This is a genomic window from Vibrio penaeicida (assembly GCF_002933855.1).
GTDB classification, from domain to species: domain Bacteria; phylum Pseudomonadota; class Gammaproteobacteria; order Enterobacterales; family Vibrionaceae; genus Vibrio; species Vibrio penaeicida_A.
Genome location: NZ_BFAQ01000028.1, coordinates 116,374 through 138,416, shown reverse-complemented (window position 1 = coordinate 138,416; position 22,043 = coordinate 116,374). Strand labels below are relative to the sequence as shown.

The window sequence follows — 22,043 nt, the reverse complement described above, 5'->3', positions numbered from 1 at the left end:
CGGGCTTTTTATTCTTACTTTATGAATCCCATCTGACGTTTTCCGAGATCCGTTAAATCTTCTAGAGTGGCTCGATTTTGATAACTGATTTCATGATCTTCTGGTGAAAAGTCGGGGCAACTTCTACCGGCGAGAAAAGCGTCTTTTTGTTTTGATTGAAATCGTCGGTTTTTCTCACAGTCTGGAGCAGCACCAATAAACAAGACATTGCTGTAGCCATTTCCAGAGTGCTTATCTTCTACAGCGTGCACGGTATCTGGGTGCCACCACACAGTATCACCAGGCTCCATCTTTGGGATGCTAACTAAACCTTGAAGTAATAGGTCATGCCATTTCTTGTTTACAGTTAGCGCTCGACCTGGCTGAGCCCCACATAAATCATCTTCTTTAATATCATCTTGCAGCGCTCTTAACAGCATGTAAGGCATGGAAACGGTTGTAGGTATAAGCTGCAATGTACCGTCTCCGGCACCTTGTGGTGTTAAGGCTACCCAGCCTTGAAAGGTTCTGAATACACTGCAAACAGCCGATGAATTAAATTCTTCAACGGCGATGCGATGTCTAGCATCAAATGCCTGATATTCTTTCCATTGACCATTGAAAACATTGCGATAAACCTGACGATAATTGGGTTCTAACCAACGCTCGATGGAACCGGAATCGACATGAGGTGATAGACCCAGTGAGGTATCACCTGGGCTTCGGCGTCTAACTCGGTCTGCATAGCTCACTTCCAAATCTGGATTAAACTCTTTCTGCCCTTCATGTTCAAACTCCCATAGCCGATTGAGATGACTGCGAAGCTTCGCCATATTCTGATGCTGACGAGCCCAAACTTGAGCTTTAGACCAATAGAGACCAAAAATCTGAGGTTTATCTGACTTCAACTGGCTGAAATAATTATCTTCAACCTTTGGGGTATGGTCGTAGTAACCATTTTTAATAATGTAGCGCTCCAAAGCAGTATTGTGCTCGGTCACTTCGCTTCCCGGCAAAACACCTCGGATGACAACGCAACCGGCCCGTTGAATCTTAAAGCACTGCTGTTCATTGAAGCCACTCTCGATGTCTGAATATTGATATATGGGCACCGAGTGACCATTCATCTCTTCATCTTTAATTCGAGCGACTTCTGACTTCAATGCTTCTGCTACTTCTTCAAATTTTTGCTGATAATCAGGAAGTTCGATTTGAAGCTGCTTTTTGAGAGCTGTAATTTGAGCTGAAATGTTGTCCGTCGATAGTGCCATGTTAAGCTTCTCCTTTGCAATAAAGCGACACGTGTCTAGAAAAGCTAGCTTGAAAGACAACTTTGAATTGAGTGTTTGTTCACGCTATTCATAATCATGGAAAATTAAAGGAGCGTAATTCTCACTTTTGAATCTGAGGTGAAGGTAAGTTGGAGTCATAAGAATGGTTTTGCGCGAGAGAAACGCCCTGAATCATCAGGGCGGACATTTATTTACTACTGATGAGAAGGATAAACTTTGACCAGTTTTATTTTGTTCTCAGTAAAATCAATAATTTCCATTGGGTGGCTTGCAACTTGAATGCTTAACTGGCTTTCGGGAATATCCTCAAGGTGCTCTAGGATTAGCCCGTTTAATGTTCTTGGACCATCGGTTGGAAGTTCCCAGCTCAATCCCTTGTTGATATCCCTGATATTGGCGCTACCTTCAATTAAGAAACTTCCGTCATTTTGTGGCGTAATTTCTTCAGAAAGGCTCGGTGCCATAGAGGTGGTAAATTCACCGACGATCTCTTCTAGAATATCTTCAAGTGTAATCAAGCCGATGATGTCACCGTATTCATTTACGATCAGACCAATACGCTCTTTGTTTCGTTGGAATTTAAGTAATTGAACATTCAATGGCGTCGCTTCAGGAATGAAATACACTTCATCAGCGGCCCTTAAGAGGGTTTCTTTGGTGAATTCATTCTTGTCTAGCATCAGACGGTAAGATTCTCTCAGCCTGAGCATTCCTACGACTTCGTCAATTTGGTCTCGGTAGAGAACAACTCTGCCATGAGGTGAATGCGTTAGCTGACGAACGATAGATTTCCAATCGTCGTTAATGTCGATACCAGTAATCTCATTACGAGGCACCATGATGTCATTTACTGTAACGTGTTCCAAATCTAGAATCGAAATCAGCATGTCTTGGTGTCGGCGAGGAATCAGCCCGCCAGCTTCATTCACCACAGTTCGGAGCTCTTCAGAACTCAAATGATCATCGTCGCCGTGTTTGGCTCTTATGCCAAGGATACGCAAGAACCCGTTAGTAATGAAGTTAACGAGTAATACTAATGGTGACAGTACTTTCATCAGTAAAGTCAGCACAACAGAACTGGCGTAGGAGACTTTTTCAGGGTAAAGAGAAGCAAGAGTCTTTGGTGTGACTTCTGCAAAGACAAGGACGACTAGAGTTAGCGCACCTGTGGCTATCGCAACCCCTAAATCACCATATAAGCGCATTCCTAAGATAGTTGCGATTGCAGACGCGAGAATATTGACTAGGTTGTTACCAATCAGAATCAGACCGATCAATCGGTCTGGACGATCCAGTAGTTTCTCAACTCGGCGAGCACCTTTATGTCCTTCTTTAGACAGGTGTTTAAGACGGTATCTGTTGAGCGACATCATTCCAGTTTCAGAACCAGAAAAGTAACCGGAAATGACGATCAGCACCGCCAGCAGGGCAAATAAAACGCCCGTTGATATATCATCCAAAGTTGTAACTGTCCTTATATTACTGAATTGGTGAAGTAATGAGCAAAAGCGGTCTTCTCAAACTTTTTAGAGTGGTTGAAAAAGAAAAGCAAGTATAAATCAGCTAAGAATGATCTCTCGCACAAAGCGGCTTCCAAAGTACGCAAGAGTGAGCAGTGTCGCACCACTTACTGCAAACCAAGTCACTTTTTTTCCACGCCAGCCTTGCTGATAGTGTCCCCACAAAAGCACGGTATAGATAATCCAAGCGATAAAAGACAAAATAGCCTTGTGTGCTTTACCTTGTGTGAACATGTCTTGAACAAATACATAGCCTGTCAGCAATGTTGCCGATAAGAGTACAGTTCCAATCAAAATGATCTTGAAAAGTTGTCTTTCCACCATCATTAATGGAGGAAGATTAGGGTTAATGGCTAGGGCTTTTTTTGCTTTGAGTTTGTGATCCAGCCATGCTAGCTGCAGGGCGTAAAGCGCAGCGATAGTTAACGTTGAGTATGAAAACAACGCTAAAGAAATATGGATCAAAAGCTTTGGGTCGTTTTCTAAATGCGTAATGTAGGCACTTGGCAAAAATGTGGCAGCAGATAAATTTATTGCTGAAAATCCGTAAACTACTGGGAGCAAAAACCATAAACGTGTTTTGAACATGGAGGCGCTCATCACCAGTGAAATTATAAAGCTGATGAGAGAAGCTACATTGAGAATACTGAGGTTTTGCCCTGAACCGTCGAAGATAAGATCGCTAAGAAGCCAAGCATGGAAAACCAAAGCTAAAAGAGCGCTGACAAATACGGTACGCGTTTTAATACCTGTTTGATTAGCAAGGCCTGGAACGATGGTCGCGACGGCCAAGAAATAAAGAATAACAGCTATAACCGCAATCAAATTTTCCATGGTTTCCACAATTTTACTGTCAGAATAAGGGATTATACCCAAGTGACCTGCAAGTTCATAGCATAGATACTGAAGTCACTTCAAGGATTCATAACACAGAAGACAGACACCCGTGTGCGTATATTGTATACTCGCGGCAAAGTATCGCATTGATTAGGCGAATAAGTAATGTTTGAGAATTTAACGGATAGACTATCCAGTACGCTGAAAAATATCAGCGGTAAAGGTCGACTGACCGAAGATAATATCAAAGACACACTACGTGAAGTGCGAATGGCTCTGCTTGAAGCCGATGTTGCACTTCCTGTCGTTCGAGATTTCGTAAAACGCGTGAAAGAAGGCGCGGTCGGTGTTGAAGTTTCTAAATCTCTGACACCAGGCCAAGAGTTCATCAAGATAGTTCAGAGTGAACTAGAAGCCGTGATGGGAGAGTCGAACGAGGCTCTTAACCTTGCGGCTCAACCTCCTGCTGTGATTTTGATGGCGGGTTTACAAGGTGCTGGTAAAACCACCAGTGTCGGTAAACTCTCTAAGCTACTGACCGAGCGCGACAAGAAGAAAGTATTGGTCGTTTCTGCGGATGTATATCGCCCAGCCGCGATAAAGCAGCTTGAAACGTTAGCCAGTGATGTTGGCGTTGATTTCTTCCCATCTTCGGCAGACCAAAAGCCTATCGATATTGCCAATGCCGCTATCGATCATGCGAAGAAAAAATTCTATGACGTTCTTGTCGTCGATACTGCGGGTCGCCTCGCTGTCGATCATGAAATGATGGAAGAAATCCAAGAACTTCATTCTGCCATCACACCAGTTGAAACCTTGTTTGTTGTTGATGCGATGACAGGTCAAGATGCGGCGAACACAGCAAAAGCCTTTGGCGACGCGCTTCCATTGACGGGTGTTATCTTAACGAAAGTAGATGGTGATGCGCGTGGTGGTGCAGCGTTATCTGTCCGCCATATCACAGGCAAGCCAATTAAATTCTTGGGTGTGGGTGAAAAAACCGATGCTCTAGAAGCATTCCACCCTGATCGTGTCGCATCTCGTATTTTGGGAATGGGTGACGTACTGTCACTTATCGAAGATTTACAGCGCAATGTTGACCAAGACAAAGCGGAAAAACTGGCAAAGAAATTCAAAGAGAAAAAAGGCTTTGATTTGGAAGATTTCCGTGAGCAGCTTGGTCAGATGCAGAACATGGGCGGCATGATGGGAATGATGGACAAGTTGCCAGGCATGTCCCAACTACCAGATAACGTGAAAGATAAAGTAGACGACAAGATGTTCAAGCAAATGGAAGCCATCATTAATTCCATGACCATGAAAGAGCGTCAGCGCCCAGAAATCATTAAAGGTTCACGTAAAAAGCGTATCGCTTCGGGCTCGGGTACCCAAGTACAAGACGTTAATCGCATGCTGAAGCAATTCACTCAAATGCAGAAGATGATGAAAAAAATGCAGAAGGGTGGCATGAAAGGCATGATGAGAAATATGCAAGGTATGATGGGTGGAATGGGAGGCGCGGGCGGAGGGTTTAATCCGTTCGGTCGATAGCAATAGCTGTTATATGAAAAAGGAAGCGAATGAATTTGCTTCCTTTTTTTACTTTTATGCTAAACAAAACCAATGCGAGGTCAGTATTTTTTCAAGTTGTTATCGCGCTCACATAAAAATGTCGCGTATTCATGTGGTGAAAAAATAGCTAAAAGCCTTGCAATGACTAGTAATAAGAGTAAAATTCCGGAGCTTTATTTTGGCACGAGACCCCAAATTCCTCGGTAATAGGAGGAGTTGATGGGGTTATATTTATTTTTGAGAAAGCAAAGAGGACGACATGGTAACCATTCGTTTGGCACGTCACGGCGCGAAGAAGCGTCCATTCTATCAAATCGTAGTAGCGGACAGCCGCAAAGCTGCAACTGGCCGTTTCATCGAGAAAGTGGGTTTCTTTAACCCTACTGCTCAAGGTCAAGAAGAAGGTCTACGTCTAGACCTAGATCGCGTTAACCATTGGGTTGGTCAAGGCGCGACTGTTTCTGACCGCGTAGCTAAGCTAGTTAAAGACGCTCAAAAAGCGGCTTAATTCTTTTAAAGAAGATAATTAGTTTATGTCGATGAAGGATAAAGAAACAATGAGCGAGCAAGTCGAGAAAATTGTTGTAGGTAAGTTTGGTGCTTCTTACGGCATTCGTGGCTGGCTTAAGGTTTTCTCCTACACAGACAATGCTGAAAGTATTTTTGACTATAGCCCTTGGTTTATTAAACAAAAGGGTGATTGGGTGGAATGCAAAGTTGAAAGCTGGAAGCGCCATAACAAAGGGATGGTGTGTAAATTAGAAGGTCTAGAGATCCGCGAGGAAGCTCACCTACTAACCAATTTTGAAATTGCAATAAACCCCGCTTCTCTACCTGAATTGTCAGAAGATGAGTTCTACTGGCGTGAATTGTTCGGTATGCAAGTTATTACCACTAAAGGGTATAACCTTGGTGAGGTCGTTGACCTATTAGAAACTGGCTCGAACGATGTTTTGGTTGTAAAAGCGAATCTAAAAGATGCTTTTGGCCAAAAGGAACGATTAATTCCGTTCCTTGAAGAGCAAGTGATCATTCAAGTTGATCGCGAAGCTCAACGGATCGAAGTTGACTGGGATCCTGGATTCTAGCTTCAAAATTTAGAGCGAGAGAACACATGTGGGTTGGCGTAATTAGCCTTTTTCCTGAAATGTTCCGTTCTATTACGGATTTTGGAGTAACAGGTCAAGCGGTTAAAAAAGGTCTTTTGTCGGTAGAGACATGGAATCCTAGAGATTTCACTCACGACAAACATCGCACTGTTGATGATAGGCCTTACGGTGGTGGTCCTGGTATGTTGATGATGGTTCAGCCTTTGCGCGACGCCATTCAAACAGCCAAACAAGCCTCACCGGGAAAGACGAAAGTCATTTACCTTTCTCCCCAAGGTCGAAAACTCGACCAAAAAGGAGTTGAAGAACTGGCAACGAATGAGAATTTACTTCTGATTTGTGGTCGTTATGAAGGGGTAGATGAGCGCATCATACAATCTGAGATTGATGAAGAATGGTCAATCGGAGATTTTGTGATGACGGGTGGTGAAATACCAGCCATGACGCTAATTGATTCTGTCTCTAGGTTTGTTCCTGGGGTATTGGGAGATTTCGCGTCGGCAGAGGAAGATTCTTTTGCTAATGGCTTGTTAGATTGCCCGCACTATACGCGCCCTGAAGTGTTGGATGGTATTGAAGTACCAAGTGTACTCAAGTCTGGAAATCACAAGGACATTCGTCGCTGGCGGTTAAAGCAATCGCTAGGTCGCACCTGGATTAGAAGACCAGAGCTTCTGGAAAACCTAGCTCTGACTGACGAACAGGAATTATTACTTGCCGAGTTCATTAGAGAGCATCGAAGCAAGTAACCTATTGAATTTAGTATCAGTTTATTCTAGGAATTTACAAAATGAGCAACATCATCAAAGCTCTTGAGCAAGAGCAAATGAAATCAGATCTACCTAAATTTGCACCAGGTGACACTGTTGTAATTCAGGTTAAAGTAAAAGAAGGTGACCGTGAGCGTCTACAGGCATTCGAAGGCGTTGTAATCGCTATTCGTAACCGTGGTCTACACTCTGCATTTACAGTTCGTAAGATCTCGAACGGTGAAGGCGTTGAGCGTACGTTCCAAACTCACTCTCCAATTGTTGACAGCATTGAAGTTAAGCGCCGTGGTGCAGTACGTCGTGCCAAACTGTACTACCTACGTGAGCGTTCTGGTAAGTCAGCTCGTATTAAAGAGAAACTTGCTAAGAAGTAATGCTGATTGCATTCTCATAGTAAAAACGGGTTCCCAAATTGGGAACCCGTTTTTTTTGAGGTGGAGAATAGTGTTAGGGTGTCTATAGGGTATATACCCAAGTGACCTCAAAATGCAGGATTCAGAGCCTCATATTCTGTTTCAATTCAAGGAAAAGAACGCCGGCGAATGATGAGTCCTTTCCAAGTTCTATGACGATGAAGTGAGACAGAATATGGGCTCCCAAGGGCGAGTTTAACTGGCTTTCATACTGCGTTACCGATTCTTGATTTAGAATGACTAGATCTTTAAATCGGTGTCTTGTCTGAAAACCAGTTAATTCTCGCTGAACCAAGCATCTTGAGGTCAATTGGGTATACACTCTCAGTCATCTTTTAGAGCTTTGTTGAGCTCATTACTTGTCATAAAAAAGGAAACTAAATGAAACGTCTTCATATTGCCGCGGCTGTTATATTGAATCCGGCTAAAGACCAAGTCTTCATCACTAAGAGGGCAGACAAAGCTCACAAAGGTGGCTTGTGGGAGTTTCCAGGTGGCAAGGTGGAACAAGGTGAAACGGCTCAGGATGCAACCATTAGAGAGCTTTTTGAAGAGATTGGGATAAAGGTGACCACATTGAGTCATTTGGAATCACTGAAACACGATTATCCAGATAAGTCTTTAGAGTTTGATTTCTTTGTTGTGACGGATTTTGAAGAAGAGCCTTACGGTAAAGAGGGGCAACAAGGGGGCTGGGTGAATATAGTGGATCTTCAACAATATGATTTCCCTGAAGCCAACGTACCCATCTTGGAAAAGGTGATGAATATTTACGGTGCGGCAACCTCGAAATAACTGACCAGTAATAGACGAGATTAGAGGTTGTGAAAGAGTTTGTTGAATTGCTCAAAGAGACGAATATGGCGTCTCTTTGTTCATGCATAGTGGGGGACCTGAATTACCTAGTGAGCGTCTTCTGACCAACCATCAGAATCGGACATGTCTGGAGCACCTGCAATCGATTTCTCTTCTTCAGCCCATTCACCAAAATCAATAAGTTGACATTTTTTACTGCAAAAAGGGCGAAAAGTGCTTTTTTCTCCCCATTGCACATCAGCTTGGCAAGTTGGGCATTTTACGATAGTAACGTTATTCATAGTGTGCTTTTGATTAGGTTCTGATGAGTGTTGATTCTAGCATGTTTTGCAAGACAAGAAGTACAGAGTCTAGCTACAAATAGCCAAGTCAAATTCGATATCATGTGGGTAAGCTTGCCCTGACTCAAAGCACATGAACTTTATCGCAAAGCGATTCTTATGACCTGAAATCATCGGGTAAACGCCGTATTCCAAAGGGATGTTTAAGCGTAGAATATTGGCTTCTTCTGCATCACTTTGGTAAAAACCTGCACGGGCGATGATCGGCTTTTCGTGCCCAGTTTCTCGTGTCAGTTGCAACCAAAGGTGCAATGCGGAAGTCAGAGGTTGTAGAGTTCCAAGCCAGCCTTCAATGTCTCTCTTTCTATTCTCATCAGGCTGATGTAGCCAAAAGTGCAGAGAAGGCAAATCAAAACAACATGAACCGCCTGGTAGATTGAATCGTTGACGAATTGTGCTTAAGAAGCGATCTTCTTTCAAAGATTGACCAAAACGCTCTGCCGCCATGAGATCTCTATGAACATCATCGATGTTGGAAAGAACGGCTTGCAGCATATCTTGATTAACGCCATCCACATTGAGCCAAGATTTATAGGATAAACGTTGTTTCTCTAGGTCTTTGGCAAGCTCAGATTTCATTTGAATTTGCTCAAATATTTCAAGCAAATCAAAAATAGGGCGAAAGAACAGCGGATATTGAACAGTATCCACTTTTGTTGCAGCGTGACTCATTTGTCGCAATAGCGACTCCACTCTAAGGTAAATTCGAGTTTTTTCATTTAATGGATGTTCAAATTTATGAGTGGTCATGAAAAACGCCTTTGTGCTCCTTTCGCAGTGTTATGAGCTAGTGGCTCATTGATAAATATTTGTGGTGTAGCGCTGTAACTTGCGACAATAGGTCACTCTCTGGTGAATCATTGTCTATTACATCATTCGCGTGACTCAAGCGATCTTCGCGTGTTGCTTGTGCATTCAAAATAGACTCTACTTGCGCTTGAGGGACATTATCCCGACTCACGGTACGCTGTATTTGTGTATCTCTTGATACATCGACAACCAGCACGGTATCTGCCATTGATTGTAACTGGTTTTCTACAAGCAAAGGCACAACCAATAGACCGTAAGGTGATTGTATCTGCATTAAGCTTTGTTTCATTTTCTGGCGAATCATGGGATGAAGCAAGTTATTAAGCCAAAGTTTTTCATTTTCGTTCTCAAAAACTCTTGCTCTAAGTTCTACACGATTCAATGAACCATCTGAATTTAATATATCAGTGCCAAAATAGCCTGCAATTTTATTTAATCCTTCAGAGTGAGGCTCCACAACTTGTCTAGCGATAACATCGGCGTCGACAATATCGATATTGAAGTGTTCTTGAAAAAGATTCGCTACGGTTGTTTTCCCGCTTGCAATCCCTCCAGTTAAACCAACAACAAATGCCATTCTTTGCCTTTTAAGTCTGCAATGGTGAAACAGTCTATCTTTGATTCACAACTAAATGCCAAGGAAATGTGAAAAATACCAACTTGTGATGTCTTTTCCAAACAATAGGGTAACCCAACCTGCGATGGCAAGGTAAGGACCAAAAGGGAAGGCCTGTTCGATGCCTTTTTTCTGCAATCTTAGCTGAATCACGCCAAACACAACACCCACTAGCGATGACATCAGGATGATGATGGGCAAACTTTGCCAACCCAGCCAAGCTCCAAGTGCTGCAAGTAATTTGAAATCGCCAAATCCCATCCCTTCTTTGCCAGTAAGCAGCTTAAACAGGTAATAAACGCTCCATAAACACAAGTAGCCTGCCATTGCACCGATCACGGAATCAGTGAGGGATACAGGGCTGATTTCAAAGAGCGAAAGTGCTATCCCAGCCCACATAAGCGGTAATGTGAGTTGGTCGGGGAGAAGTAAAGTGTCGAAATCAATGAAAGTGGCAGCGATAAGTACAAAAGTAAAAAATAGAAGGGCAATAGAGAAATAACTAAACCCGAAATGGTTTGCAACAGCAAAACTGAGACCAGCTGTAAGCAATTCGATAAGCGGGTAACGAGCGGAGATCGCAGTGCCGCAAGCGTGGCATTTACCGCGTAGAAGCAACCAACTGAGCACGGGGACATTATCCCGAATTCTGATTTGTGTGTTGCACTTTTGACAAGTAGAGCGTGGGACGCTTAAGGTGAGCTTCTCTGTTGAAGGCTCAATGTTGTACTCAGGAAAAGAGTCAGCACACTCTTGTCGCCATTCGTTTTCCATCATCTTTGGAAGACGGTAAATCACGACATTCAAAAAACTACCAATGACCAACCCAAATACAGCAGCCATCAACGGAAACAGCCAAGGGTAGTAGTGAAAAGCGTCCATATATGATCTCTAAGGTGAAGTGTGCATAGCGAATGGGAATATACCCAAGTGACCTCAAGGTACAGGATTCAGAGCCTCATATTCTGTTTCAATTCAAGGAAAAGAACGCAGCGGAATGACGAGCCCTTTCCAAGTTCTTTGACGATGAAGTGAGGCAGAATATGGGCTCCCAAGGGCGAGTTTAACTGGCTTTCATACTGCGTTATCGATTCTTGATTTAGAACCACCAGATCTTCAAATCGATGCCTTGCCTGAAAGCCAGTTAACTCTCGCTGAACCTAGCATCTTGAGGTTACTTGGGTATATTAGCCCAATACACTCATTAAGTTAAACACTGGTAAGTACATAGAGACGACTAACCCACCAATTACAACACCAAGAAAAATGATAATCAGTGGTTCAAGTAATTTTCCGAGGTTATCAACGGTGTTATCGACTTCAAATTCGTAGACGTTTGCGACTTTATTGAGCATGTCGTCGAGTGAACCTGTTTCTTCTCCAATCATGACCATTTGCAATACCATTTCCGGAAAAGCTTCCGTGTTTCTCATGGCTATATAAATAGGCATGCCTGCTGCTGTATCTTTATAAACCTGTTCGATAGCAACTTGGTAATGCAAATTACTGGCAGTCTTAGAGCTGGTTTTTAGACCGTTAAGGATAGGGATTCCCGCATTAAAGCTGGTGGCCAGTGTTCGACTGAATTTGGCGATGGCAGCTTTACTAAAAACGCCTCCGATAATAGGGAATTTAAGCCCCCACCTCGAACTTCTTAATCGAAATTTAAATGAACGTTTGCGTATAAATTTAAAAGCGATAGACAGCGTAGCGATTCCTAATATCATTTTCCACAAGTCGTTTTGCACTATGTGCGAGAGTTTGAGTACTTGTTGAGTAAACCATGGCAATTCAGCACCAAAACCCGAAAACATGGTTTCAAACTCGGGTATGACGAACTTGAGCATCAGAACAGACACTCCAATCGCAGTCAAAAGTACCATTACCGGATAGATCATCGCTTTAATGACTTTGGATCGAAGCTGCTCGCTTTTTTCTTGATAGGTAGCGATACGCTCAAAAACATCAGACAAATTACCAGTCTGCTCACCTGTTTCAATCAAGTCGGTGTAAAAGCTATCAAACAGGCTGTTGGATGTGCTAAGTGCTTTGGAGATTGGTGTGCCAGCTTCAACAGCTTTACTCACCTGAGATAGAATAGATTTCATCTCTGCTTTGTTATGGTTATCCGACACCATTTTTAAGGATTGCACGATGGGAACACCGGTTCCTAGCATGGTTGCCATTTGGCGGGTGAACACCATGATGTCTTTCTTTTTAACTTTGTGACTCAGTTTATCGAGCAACGAAATGCCAGATTTTCTGACTTTTTTAATTTGAACTTGTTGGCTTCGAAGCTTATCGCGTACTTCAACTTCGGTGTACGCCAGAAATTGCCCAGAGGCTTTTTTTCCTGAACTGTTAATGCCTTTCCAGCGAAAGTTGTAAAGTTTGAGGCGAGGGGTAGCTGAACGATCCAAAATGTCTCCTTACAAATACAAAACGCGTTGAAGCTCTTGGTAGCTCGTGATGCCTTGCTTCAATATTTCAATACCTGATTGACTGAGTGTTTTCATGCCGTTTTTTACCGCCAGCATTTCAATTTCAGCAATACTGGCTTTATGAGAAACAGCTTGCTGCAGTTCAGTATCAAAAGGCATGACTTCATAAATACCAATTCGACCGCTGTACCCAGCGTTGCAATCAGCGCAGCCTTGACTTGACGCTTGAAAAAGGGGGATGTCAGATTCAATTCGATACTTGTCTAACAGTGTTGGGGATAGTTGATGCGGTATTTTACAGTGTGGGCACAAACGTCTTGCTAAACGTTGAGCGATGATCAAACTGAGTGAAGATGCGAGGTTATATGGTTCAACCCCCATGTTACCTAGCCGGATCACCGTTTCTGCCGCGGAATTTGTGTGTAATGTCGATAGAACCAAGTGCCCCGTTTGAGCTGCCTTGATGGCGATTTCCGCTGTTTCAAAATCTCGTATCTCACCCAGCATCACTATGTCAGGATCTTGTCGTAAAAAAGACTTAAGCGCAGCTGCAAAGGTGAAACCTATTTTAGGGCGGATTTGCACTTGGTTGATACCGGCTAAATTGATTTCTACCGGATCTTCGGCGGTCGAAATATTGCGTTCGACTGTGTTGAGAATGCTAAGCCCAGTGTACAGTGAAACGGTTTTACCGCTCCCTGTTGGACCAGTCATCAGAATCATCCCTTGAGGGCGACGTAGTGCTTCAATATATAAGGCTTTTTGTTCTTCGCTGTAGCCTAGCATATCGATGTTCAAATTCGCACTGCTGCTGTCCAGTAAACGCAGAACAATTTTCTCTCCCCAAAGTGTGGGCAGAGTGGACACTCGAAGATCGATCGCGGTTGTGTCGCTGAGTTTTAGCTTAATGCGACCATCTTGAGGTAAACGACGTTCTGCAATATCCAGTTTTGAGAGTATTTTTAATCGTGCGGCTAGCCTTCGCCCTAACTGCGGAGCTGGGCTATTGGCTTGAATAAGAATACCGTCGCATCGCATTCGAATACGGTACGTCTCTTCGTAAGGCTCAAAATGAATGTCTGAAGCCCCTTTACGCACTGCATCGAACAAAACTTGATGAATAAAGCGACTGACAGGTGCATCGTCTAAGCTGAGATCTTCTGCCGATTCGAATTCATCGTCACTCACTTGAACTAAATCCGCGAGTTCTTCTTGCGTGATTTCCTTAGCGCCAGTACTGCTATCGACCCTATTTTTTCCGTACATTCTACGAATGCAGCTGGTTAATTCTCTTTCATCGCAAAGCAGGATTTCGACTTGCTGATTGGTGGCAAAGCGAAACTCTTCTTCTGCTTCGACGATCGTTGGGTCGGATAGCGCAATAAATAGAGTATTGTTGGTGGATTCAACGGGCAGCGCATTGTAGCGAGTGATCAGATCTCGTAGACCAAGTTGCTCACATAATGGAAGGTAGTCGTATTGATTGGTTTCTATGACAGATAAACCAAAAATCTCAGCAATATGCTGAGTCAATTCAAAAGCAGGAATAATACCAAGCGCAGCGATAGCACTAGGGACGGTGCCCCCGGTGCTACCTATGCGCTCAATAATAGCCAGTTCATGTTCTTCACCAATGATATCGGCTTGGCGAAGAATGCTAGCTAAATTGGTGTGCATTATTTACAACTTTTAGGTATTTCTGATGTTTCTATATTAGTAGTATCCGTGAAGCTACAAGCCCAACCGCTTGCACTTTTAACAAGCTTCGCTTTTGCTGGGTTTATAGATGATTTGTCAAAGAGAAACTGAATATTACCGTATGCTGCACTAGCATCTTGTGTAAGTGAAATTATTCCTAATTTATTCATCCGGTCAGTAGCTCCTACTTTTGTTAGGTCTGTAGGGAAAGAACCATTTTCTTGGATGTACATATCTACGTTGGTTACTAAGGCGCGTACCGTCGCCAAACCTGTAGCTGCTTCAGACTTCTTAACATGATTTTGGTAAGCGGGGATTGCTACGGCAGATAACACACCAATAATTGCTACCACAATCATCAGCTCTATCAGTGTAAAGCCCTGTTGTTTCTTATTTTTCATAAATAACTCCGTTCATAAGGTCGTATAAAAACAGAGCGAGGATAGGAGCGTGCCAAGGGTAAGGAAACTGTAATTAAGAAATTGCTGGAGGAGGCTTTAAGAATTTTTACCTTTGTTTCAGTAGGTTACTAAGTCAGTGCGAGTGAGTTCAAATGGGGTGGGTGATATCAGTCGCAACCTTATGATAAGGCTAAAAAAAGGAAGCAGCGCTCCCTTTTCAATCATAAGTTTACATTTATAAAGTATTTCAGATTTGTGACAACGCTCAAATCAGGTTTTTATCTCGAACTTGCGCTATTGAAACCGCATGGAAAGATCCATTGCTTTCAAATGCTTAGTGAGGGCGCCAACCGATATATAGTCGACTCCGGTGTCCGCGTATTCGCGGATCGTCTCTAAAGTAACGTTTCCAGAGTTTTCTAGCGCCGCTTTACCTGCGTTAATTTTGACGGCTTCACGCATCATGTCTGTAGAGAAATTATCGAGCATGATAATGTCTGCGCCTGCTTCAATCGCTTCTTTTAGCTCATCTAGGTTTTCAGTTTCAACCTCAACGGGCTTCCCTGGATTTAGGTTTTTGGCTGCTTCAATGGCTTTACGGATACCACCACAAGCAACAATATGGTTCTCTTTTATTAAGTAAGCATCAAAAACACCAATACGATGATTGAATCCGCCGCCACAAGCGACAGCATATTTAAGCGCACTTCGTAAACCGGGAATGGTTTTTCGGGTATCAAGCAGGCGGCAATCTGTGCCTTGCAACTTTTCAGCGTATTGTGCAACCAACGTGGCGCAGCCCGAAAGCGTTTGAATAAAGTTCATGGCATTGCGCTCTCCAGTTAAAAGAGCACGAGCGGGGCCGGACAGCGTACACAGCGTTTGATTTGGCTCTACTTTATTGCCATCTTGAACGTGCCACTCTATCTTTACTTCGCCACCAAGTTGCTTGAACACTTCGTCTGCCCATGCTTGACCGCAAAAGATGCCGTGTTCTCGCGTAATAATCGTTGCGGTATTGGTTGCATCCTCTGGAATTAACGCTGCGGTAATGTCTGCCGCGGGATCAAGTGTTCCCCCTAAATCTTCTTTTAAGGTGTCTGTGACCGCACGTGTAATTTCCAATGGAAGTTGCTGTTTTAGGTAGTCAAGACGTTCTTGGCTGTTGTGTGTGTTTTTCATCGCAATTCAGTAAATACCAGAGGTTGAAATTGTCTGCATCATACTCTGGCTTGGAGGATAATTCAGCTATTTATCTGTATCTAACTTAGTTACGTTGAGTATTAACTCTAATTCGTTCGGCTTTTTCTAGCGTGAACTATGCCTGCATATTGAGGTTACTTGGGTATATTACTGGGTATATACTCTGTTCACTAAATGGTTTTGTAAGAATCAACCAACATGAAAATCGATGAATCTCATTGGCTTACTGATATAAATAAAGTGGCATCCCCTTATTACGATGAGCGACCCGAAGGTGAGGATATCTCTTTATTGGTTGTGCATCACATTAGCTTACCTCCTCGTCAATATGGCGGCACATTTGTTAATGATTTTTTTGCAGGAAGTCTGGACCCTACCCTTCACCCGTTTTTTGATGTCATTAAAAACCTCAAAGTGTCTGCTCATTGCTTGATTCGGCGTACTGGTGAAATAGTGCAGTTTGTTCCTTTTGACAAAAGGGCATGGCATGCAGGGGTATCGAGTTTCGCTGGGCGCGAACGCTGCAATGATTATTCTATTGGTATTGAACTGGAAGGGTGTGAATTTGACAGTTATACGCCTGAGCAATACAGCGCATTAGTCGAATTAACTAAGTTATTACAATGCCAGTACCCAAGTATCACAGAACATAGAATTACTGGGCACCAATATATAGCCCCATTGAGAAAGTCAGATCCTGGGCTCACATTTGATTGGCGATATTTTCGCAATCTTCTCAAAACTGGATCGAACTAGCACATTTTCAGCGTGTTAGCCGGATAGTAATCTTGTTTAATGTGTCAAATACCAAGATGTGACTAAGCTCTACTTACCATAAAAAACAAATTGTCATAACTTTAATTTATGTCACACAGAGCGACATATTAATTGGTAAGACCAATTTTATTGCTGTTTTAATGCACTCTTGTTACGTCCAGGTTAATTTGTTCTGCGTTCAATGATGTGCGTCAAGTTTTATCTGGACAGAAACGTTTTAATTATGTTATTTTTTCGCCCAATTTGAAATTGGTATTACCAATTGACTGCAAGAGTAGAAGAACAATAAATATGGCTTATCAAAGGATTCGTCAGCCGAAACTCTCTGATGTTATTGAACAAGAGTTGGAGCGGTTGATACTGGAAGGAACACTCTCTCCGGGGGAACAACTGCCGCCGGAACGAGAGCTAGCGAAGCAGTTTGATGTTTCGCGTCCTTCGGTCCGAGAAGCGATTCAGAGGCTGGAAGCAAAACGATTGTTAACTCGTCGCCAGGGCGGTGGAACTTTCGTTAGTGAATCCCTATGGAAGAGCTTTTCCGATCCTTTGTTGAACTTATTGTCGACCCATTCCGAAACCCAGCTTGATTTGCTGGAGGCGCGACACGCGATGGAAGGGTTATCTGCTTATTTTGCTGCTTTGCGTGGTACCGATGAAGACTTTGAGCGAATCCAACTCTGCTTAGAGCAAATTCGTGAAGCTCAAGACAAAAAAGACGTAGAAGTAGAAGCTTCTGCGGTTATGGCGTTTCTTATTGCCTTAACTGAGGCGGCACATAATGTGGTTTTGCTGCATATCGTGCGTAGCTTGTCTCCGTTGCTTGAGCAAAATGTCTTACAAAATTTAAAGCTATTGCATCGCCGCGTAGAAGTGGTGGATAGAGTCAGTAAACATCGAGCTAATATTGTGGATGCGATTGTTTCTGGTCAGCCTGAACAGGCGCGTGAAATGTCTCACTCACATTTAGCTTATATCGAAGAAACATTGCTGGATTTAACTCGTGAAGAGTCAAGAAGAGAACGCTCTTTGCGTAGAATTCAGCGAGGTAACGAGTCGTAATCACGGCTTGTCACAAGTTTAAAGTAGATCCAACCAACAGAAGGATAGATCGCCATGTCTGATACGAAGCATGACGTAGACGCACTTGAAACTCAAGAATGGCTTCAGGCACTTGAGTCAGTCGTTCGTGAAGAAGGTGTAGAACGTGCACAATTCTTGTTAGAGCAAGTTCTAGATAAAGCACGCCTTGATGGTGTTGATATGCCAACAGGCATCACAACTAACTACATCAACACGATTCCAGCCGATCAAGAACCAGCTTACCCTGGTGACACAACGTTAGAGCGCCGTATTCGTGCCATTATTCGTTGGAACTCGGTAATGATCGTATTACGTGCTTCTAAGAAAGACCTAGACCTAGGTGGTCACATGGCTTCTTACCAGTCAGCGGCGGCATTCTACGAAGTATGTTTCAACCACTTCTTCCGTGCTCCTAATGAGACAGACGGTGGCGATTTGGTTTACTACCAAGGTCATATCTCTCCAGGTATCTACTCTCGCGCATTTGTTGAAGGTCGTCTAACTGAAGATCAGCTAGATAACTTCCGTCAAGAAGTAGACGGTAAAGGTATCCCATCATACCCACACCCTAAACTTATGCCTGAGTTCTGGCAGTTCCCAACGGTATCTATGGGCTTAGGTCCAATTTCAGCAATCTATCAAGCGCGCTTCCTTAAGTACCTTGATGGTCGTGGCTTGAAAGATACTTCTGCTCAACGTGTATACGCTTTCCTAGGCGACGGTGAGATGGATGAGCCAGAATCACGTGGTTCTCTATCTTTTGCAGCACGTGAGAAGCTAGACAACCTATGCTTCCTAATCAACTGTAACCTTCAGCGCCTAGATGGTCCTGTAATGGGTAACGGTAGCATCATCCAAGAGCTAGAAGGTCTATTTAAGGGCGCTGGCTGGAACGTTGTTAAAGTTATCTGGGGTAGCAACTGGGATGCTCTACTGGCTAAAGACACGACAGGTAAACTGCTACAGCTTATGAACGAGACTGTAGATGGTGACTACCAAACATTTAAGTCGAAAGATGGCGCGTACGTACGTGAGCACTTCTTTGGCAAATACCCAGAAACAGCAGCACTTGTTGCAGATATGACCGATGACGAAATCTTCGCTCTTAAGCGTGGTGGTCATGAGTCATCTAAGCTTTACGCTGCATACAAAAATGCCGCAGAAACTAGCGGTCGCCCAACGGTTATCCTAGCTAAGACTGTAAAAGGTTACGGCATGGGTGAAGCGGCTGAAGGTAAGAACATCGCGCACCAAGTTAAGAAAATGGATATGACTCACGTACTTCATTTACGTGATCGCCTAGGTCTTCAAGACATCTTAACTGATGACGCAGTGAAAGAACTTCCGTACCTGAAACTAGAAGAAGGTTCAGCGGAGTACGAATACCTTCACGCACGCCGTAAAGATCTAAAAGGTTACACGCCACAGCGTCTGCCTAACTTCACTCAAGAGCTGAAGGTTCCTGAGCTAGAAGAATTTGCTCCATTATTGAGCGAGCAAAAGCGTGAAATCTCAACAACGATGGCTTACGTTCGTACGCTAAATATTCTTCTTAAGAATAAAGGCATCGGTAAAAACGTTGTACCTATTATTTGTGATGAAGCACGTACATTTGGTATGGAAGGTCTATTCCGCCAGATCGGTATCTACAACCCGCACGGTCAAGAATACACGCCTGAAGATAAAGGCATTGTTTCTTACTACAAAGAAGCGACTTCTGGTCAGGTTCTACAGGAAGGCATCAACGAGCTAGGTTCAATGGCATCTTGGGTTGCTGCTGCAACGTCATACAGCACCAACGACCTACCAATGATCCCATTCTACATCTACTACTCTATGTTCGGTTTCCAACGTGTTGGCGACATGGCGTGGATGGCAGGTGACCAACAAGCGCGTGGCTTCCTATTGGGTGCAACGGCTGGTCGTACAACATTGAATGGTGAAGGTCTACAGCACGAAGATGGTCATTCTCACGTATTGGCGAACACCATCCCTAACTGTATTTCTTACGATCCAACGTTTGCTTATGAAGTAGCGGTAATCATGCAAGACGGTATCCGTCGCATGTACGGTACAGATCAAGAGAACGTGTTCTATTACCTAACCGTAATGAACGAAAACTACGCAATGCCAGCAATGCCTGAAGGCGCTGAAGAAGGCATTCGCAAGGGTATCTACAAGCTTGAATCTTACGCGGGTGATAAGTCTAAAGTTCAACTATTGAGCTCTGGCACAATCATGAACGAAGTTCGTAAAGCGGCGACTATCCTAAGTGAAGAGTACGGTGTGGCGTCAGATGTCTTCTCTGTAACTTCTTTCAACGAGCTAACTCGTGATGGTCAGAATGCAGAGCGTTACAACATGCTTCACCCTGAAGCAGAAGCGAAAGTTCCATACATCACAACAGTACTTGGTGATGAGCCAACTATTGCTGCGACGGATTACATGAAGAACTACTCTGAGCAGGTTCGAGCGTTCATTCCAGCTGAATCTTTCAAGGTTCTTGGTACTGACGGCTTCGGTCGCTCAGACAGCCGTGAAAATCTACGTCGTCACTTCGAAGTGAACGCAGGTTACGTAGTAGTCGCGGCACTAACTGAACTAGCGAAGCGCGGTGATGTTGAGAAATCAGTAGTTGTTGAAGCCATTAAAAAGTTCAACATCGACACTGAAAAAACTAACCCGCTATACGCATAAGACAACGCTTAATTTAGAAGGTAGATAAGCAATGGCAATCGAAATTAATGTACCTGACATTGGTGCAGATGAGGTTGAAGTTACTGAGATTCTTGTAAGCGTTGGCGACAAGGTCGAAGAAGAACAATCCCTCATTACTGTAGAAGGTGACAAAGCCTCTATGGAAGTTCCTGCATCTCAAGCGGGTGTAGTGAAAGAGATTAAAGTGACTGAAGGTGATTCAGTAACGACTGGCACTTTGATCATGATCTTTGAAGCAGAAGGTGCGGCTGAAGCTGCACCTGCGTCAGCAGCAGAAGCGGCTCCTGTCGCTGAAGCAGCGCCGGCAGCACCTGTTGCGTCTGCAGAGAAAGAAATTAATGTTCCAGATATCGGTGGCGACGAAGTTGAAGTTACTGAAATCATGGTTGCAGTTGGTGATGCAGTAGAAGAAGAGCAATCTCTTATCACTGTTGAAGGCGACAAAGCGTCAATGGAAGTTCCTGCACCATTCGCTGGTACAGTAAAAGAGATCAAGATTAACGCGGGCGACAAAGTGTCGACTGGCTCTCTAATCATGACGTTTGTTGTAGAAGGTGCTGCGCCAGCACCTGCAGCAGCCCCAGCTCAAGCAGCCCCTGCTGTACCTGCGGCGGCACCAGCAAAAACGGAAGCACCAAAAGCGGCCTCAGCGGCCTCAGCTGCCTCTACGGGTGATTTCCAAGAGAACAACGAGTACGCTCATGCTTCTCCAGTTGTTCGTCGTCTTGCTCGTGAATTTGGCGTAAACCTATCTAAGGTCAAAGGTTCTGGTCGTAAGAGCCGCATCTTGAAAGAAGATGTTCAGTCTTACGTTAAAGATGCCCTTAAGCGTCTAGAGTCTGGTTCTGCTGCTTCAGGCAGTGGCGACGGTTCTGCGTTAGGTCTGCTTCCTTGGCCAAAAGTTGATTTCAGCAAGTTTGGTGAAACCGAAGTTCAGAAACTTTCTAAGATTAAGAAGATTTCTGGTGCAAATCTACACCGTAACTGGGTAATGATCCCTCACGTTACACAGTGGGACAACGCAGACATCACTGAGCTAGAAGCATTCCGTAAAGAGCAGAATGCAATCGAAGCTAAGAAAGATTCAGGCATGAAGATCACGCCACTTGTGTTCATCATGAAAGCAGTAGCGAAAGCGCTAGAAGCGTTCCCTGCATTCAACTCTTCTCTTTCAGAAGATGGTGAAAGTATCATTCTTAAGAAATACGTGAACGTCGGTATCGCAGTTGATACGCCAAACGGTCTTGTTGTTCCTGTATTCAAAGATGTGAACAAGAAAGGCATTTACGAGCTATCTGAAGAGCTAATGGCTGTATCTAAGAAAGCACGTGCAGGTAAACTGACTGCTGGTGATATGCAAGGCGGATGTTTCACTATTTCTAGCCTAGGCGGTATCGGCGGAACAGCGTTTACTCCTATCGTAAATGCGCCAGAAGTTGGAATCTTAGGTGTATCCAAGTCCGAAATGAAGCCGGTATGGAATGGTAAAGATTTCACACCGCGTCTACAGCTGCCATTGTCTCTTTCATACGACCACCGTGTGATTGATGGTGCAGAAGGTGCGCGCTTCATCACTTACTTGAATGGTTGTCTGAGCGATATTCGTCGCTTGGTGCTATAAGTCAAGATACGTAAAATCAGGGCGGCTAT

21 protein-coding genes are annotated in these 22,043 nt (G+C 43.8%); 10 read left to right on the top strand and 11 right to left on the bottom strand.

What is annotated here, in order from left to right; all coding sequences use genetic code 11:
* Positions 1 to 14: 14 nt before the first annotated feature.
* The 3 genes from VPNCDNU1_RS16520 to VPNCDNU1_RS16510 all read right to left on the bottom strand — a co-directional run bounded on the left by VPNCDNU1_RS16520 (position 15) and on the right by VPNCDNU1_RS16510 (position 3,625).
* The gene (locus tag VPNCDNU1_RS16520; protein ID WP_104401335.1) at positions 15 to 1,250 is read right to left on the bottom strand and encodes a YbiU family protein; all 1,236 of its coding nucleotides are present in this window, start codon (positions 1,248 to 1,250) and stop codon (positions 15 to 17) included.
* Between the two features lie 215 nt (positions 1,251 to 1,465).
* A complete protein-coding gene (locus VPNCDNU1_RS16515) occupies positions 1,466 to 2,731 on the bottom strand; it encodes an HlyC/CorC family transporter (protein WP_104401334.1) in 1,266 nt (421 codons plus the stop codon).
* 99 nt (positions 2,732 to 2,830) lie between these two features.
* Entirely contained in the window at positions 2,831 to 3,625 is a 795-nt protein-coding gene (locus VPNCDNU1_RS16510; RefSeq protein ID WP_104401333.1) for a cytochrome C assembly family protein, read from the bottom strand.
* Positions 3,626 to 3,793: 168 nt separating this feature from the next.
* Here VPNCDNU1_RS16510 and ffh point away from each other — a divergent pair, with 168 nt between their 5' ends.
* The 6 genes from ffh (at position 3,794) to mutT (ending at position 8,287) form a co-directional block, all read left to right on the top strand.
* Positions 3,794 to 5,179 carry a signal recognition particle protein gene (ffh, locus tag VPNCDNU1_RS16505; RefSeq protein WP_101112482.1) on the top strand — a complete coding sequence of 462 codons (1,386 nt, stop codon included), beginning with the start codon at positions 3,794 to 3,796 and terminating at the stop codon, positions 5,177 to 5,179.
* A 280-nt stretch (positions 5,180 to 5,459) separates the two neighbouring features.
* A complete protein-coding gene (rpsP, locus tag VPNCDNU1_RS16500) occupies positions 5,460 to 5,708 on the top strand; it encodes a 30S ribosomal protein S16 (RefSeq protein ID WP_101112481.1) in 249 nt (82 codons plus the stop codon).
* 25 nt (positions 5,709 to 5,733) lie between these two features.
* Positions 5,734 to 6,288 (top strand): ribosome maturation factor RimM, encoded by a 555-nt coding sequence (rimM, locus tag VPNCDNU1_RS16495; protein WP_101112480.1) that lies wholly within the window; start codon positions 5,734 to 5,736, stop codon positions 6,286 to 6,288.
* A gap of 26 nt (positions 6,289 to 6,314) precedes the next feature.
* On the top strand, positions 6,315 to 7,058 hold the full coding sequence (trmD, locus tag VPNCDNU1_RS16490) for a tRNA (guanosine(37)-N1)-methyltransferase TrmD (protein WP_101112479.1): 744 nt from the start codon (positions 6,315 to 6,317) through the stop codon (positions 7,056 to 7,058).
* 41 nt (positions 7,059 to 7,099) lie between these two features.
* On the top strand, positions 7,100 to 7,453 hold the full coding sequence (gene rplS, locus VPNCDNU1_RS16485; protein WP_101112478.1) for a 50S ribosomal protein L19: 354 nt from the start codon (positions 7,100 to 7,102) through the stop codon (positions 7,451 to 7,453).
* Positions 7,454 to 7,873: 420 nt separating this feature from the next.
* Positions 7,874 to 8,287: an 8-oxo-dGTP diphosphatase MutT gene (mutT, locus tag VPNCDNU1_RS16480; protein WP_104401332.1), complete on the top strand. Its 414-nt coding sequence runs from the start codon at positions 7,874 to 7,876 to the stop codon at positions 8,285 to 8,287.
* 107 nt (positions 8,288 to 8,394) lie between these two features.
* Here the strand turns inward: mutT and yacG are convergent, their stop codons facing one another.
* From yacG to nadC, 8 genes are all read right to left on the bottom strand, one after another.
* Positions 8,395 to 8,589: a DNA gyrase inhibitor YacG gene (yacG, locus tag VPNCDNU1_RS16475; protein ID WP_101112476.1), complete on the bottom strand. Its 195-nt coding sequence runs from the start codon at positions 8,587 to 8,589 to the stop codon at positions 8,395 to 8,397.
* 69 nt (positions 8,590 to 8,658) lie between these two features.
* Positions 8,659 to 9,399, bottom strand: coding sequence for a cell division protein ZapD (gene zapD / locus VPNCDNU1_RS16470; protein WP_104401331.1), 741 nt, complete (start codon positions 9,397 to 9,399; stop codon positions 8,659 to 8,661).
* A gap of 37 nt (positions 9,400 to 9,436) precedes the next feature.
* Positions 9,437 to 10,036: a dephospho-CoA kinase gene (gene coaE, locus VPNCDNU1_RS16465; RefSeq protein ID WP_104401330.1), complete on the bottom strand. Its 600-nt coding sequence runs from the start codon at positions 10,034 to 10,036 to the stop codon at positions 9,437 to 9,439.
* Positions 10,037 to 10,087: 51 nt separating this feature from the next.
* Entirely contained in the window at positions 10,088 to 10,957 is an 870-nt protein-coding gene (locus VPNCDNU1_RS16460; RefSeq protein ID WP_104401329.1) for a prepilin peptidase, read from the bottom strand.
* 305 nt (positions 10,958 to 11,262) lie between these two features.
* Positions 11,263 to 12,495, bottom strand: a complete 1,233-nt coding sequence (locus VPNCDNU1_RS16455; protein WP_104401328.1) for a type II secretion system F family protein — start codon at positions 12,493 to 12,495, stop codon at positions 11,263 to 11,265.
* 9 nt (positions 12,496 to 12,504) lie between these two features.
* The gene (pilB, locus tag VPNCDNU1_RS16450) at positions 12,505 to 14,193 is read right to left on the bottom strand and encodes a type IV-A pilus assembly ATPase PilB (RefSeq protein WP_104401327.1); all 1,689 of its coding nucleotides are present in this window, start codon (positions 14,191 to 14,193) and stop codon (positions 12,505 to 12,507) included.
* Positions 14,193 to 14,615, bottom strand: a complete 423-nt coding sequence (locus tag VPNCDNU1_RS16445) for a pilin (protein ID WP_104401326.1) — start codon at positions 14,613 to 14,615, stop codon at positions 14,193 to 14,195. The genes pilB and VPNCDNU1_RS16445 overlap by 1 nt, the downstream gene beginning before the upstream one ends.
* Before the next feature lie 294 nt (positions 14,616 to 14,909).
* A complete protein-coding gene (nadC, locus tag VPNCDNU1_RS16440) occupies positions 14,910 to 15,797 on the bottom strand; it encodes a carboxylating nicotinate-nucleotide diphosphorylase (RefSeq protein ID WP_104401325.1) in 888 nt (295 codons plus the stop codon).
* A 219-nt stretch (positions 15,798 to 16,016) separates the two neighbouring features.
* Between nadC and ampD the strand changes: the two genes are divergently transcribed.
* The 4 genes from ampD to aceF all read left to right on the top strand — a co-directional run bounded on the left by ampD (position 16,017) and on the right by aceF (position 22,014).
* Positions 16,017 to 16,574: a 1,6-anhydro-N-acetylmuramyl-L-alanine amidase AmpD gene (gene ampD, locus VPNCDNU1_RS16435; RefSeq protein ID WP_104401324.1), complete on the top strand. Its 558-nt coding sequence runs from the start codon at positions 16,017 to 16,019 to the stop codon at positions 16,572 to 16,574.
* Between the two features lie 312 nt (positions 16,575 to 16,886).
* Positions 16,887 to 17,654, top strand: a complete 768-nt coding sequence (gene pdhR, locus VPNCDNU1_RS16430) for a pyruvate dehydrogenase complex transcriptional repressor PdhR (RefSeq protein WP_104401323.1) — start codon at positions 16,887 to 16,889, stop codon at positions 17,652 to 17,654.
* A 54-nt stretch (positions 17,655 to 17,708) separates the two neighbouring features.
* On the top strand, positions 17,709 to 20,372 hold the full coding sequence (aceE, locus tag VPNCDNU1_RS16425; protein ID WP_104401322.1) for a pyruvate dehydrogenase (acetyl-transferring), homodimeric type: 2,664 nt from the start codon (positions 17,709 to 17,711) through the stop codon (positions 20,370 to 20,372).
* Between the two features lie 31 nt (positions 20,373 to 20,403).
* A complete protein-coding gene (gene aceF / locus VPNCDNU1_RS16420; RefSeq protein ID WP_104401321.1) occupies positions 20,404 to 22,014 on the top strand; it encodes a pyruvate dehydrogenase complex dihydrolipoyllysine-residue acetyltransferase in 1,611 nt (536 codons plus the stop codon).
* Positions 22,015 to 22,043 lie beyond the last annotated feature (29 nt).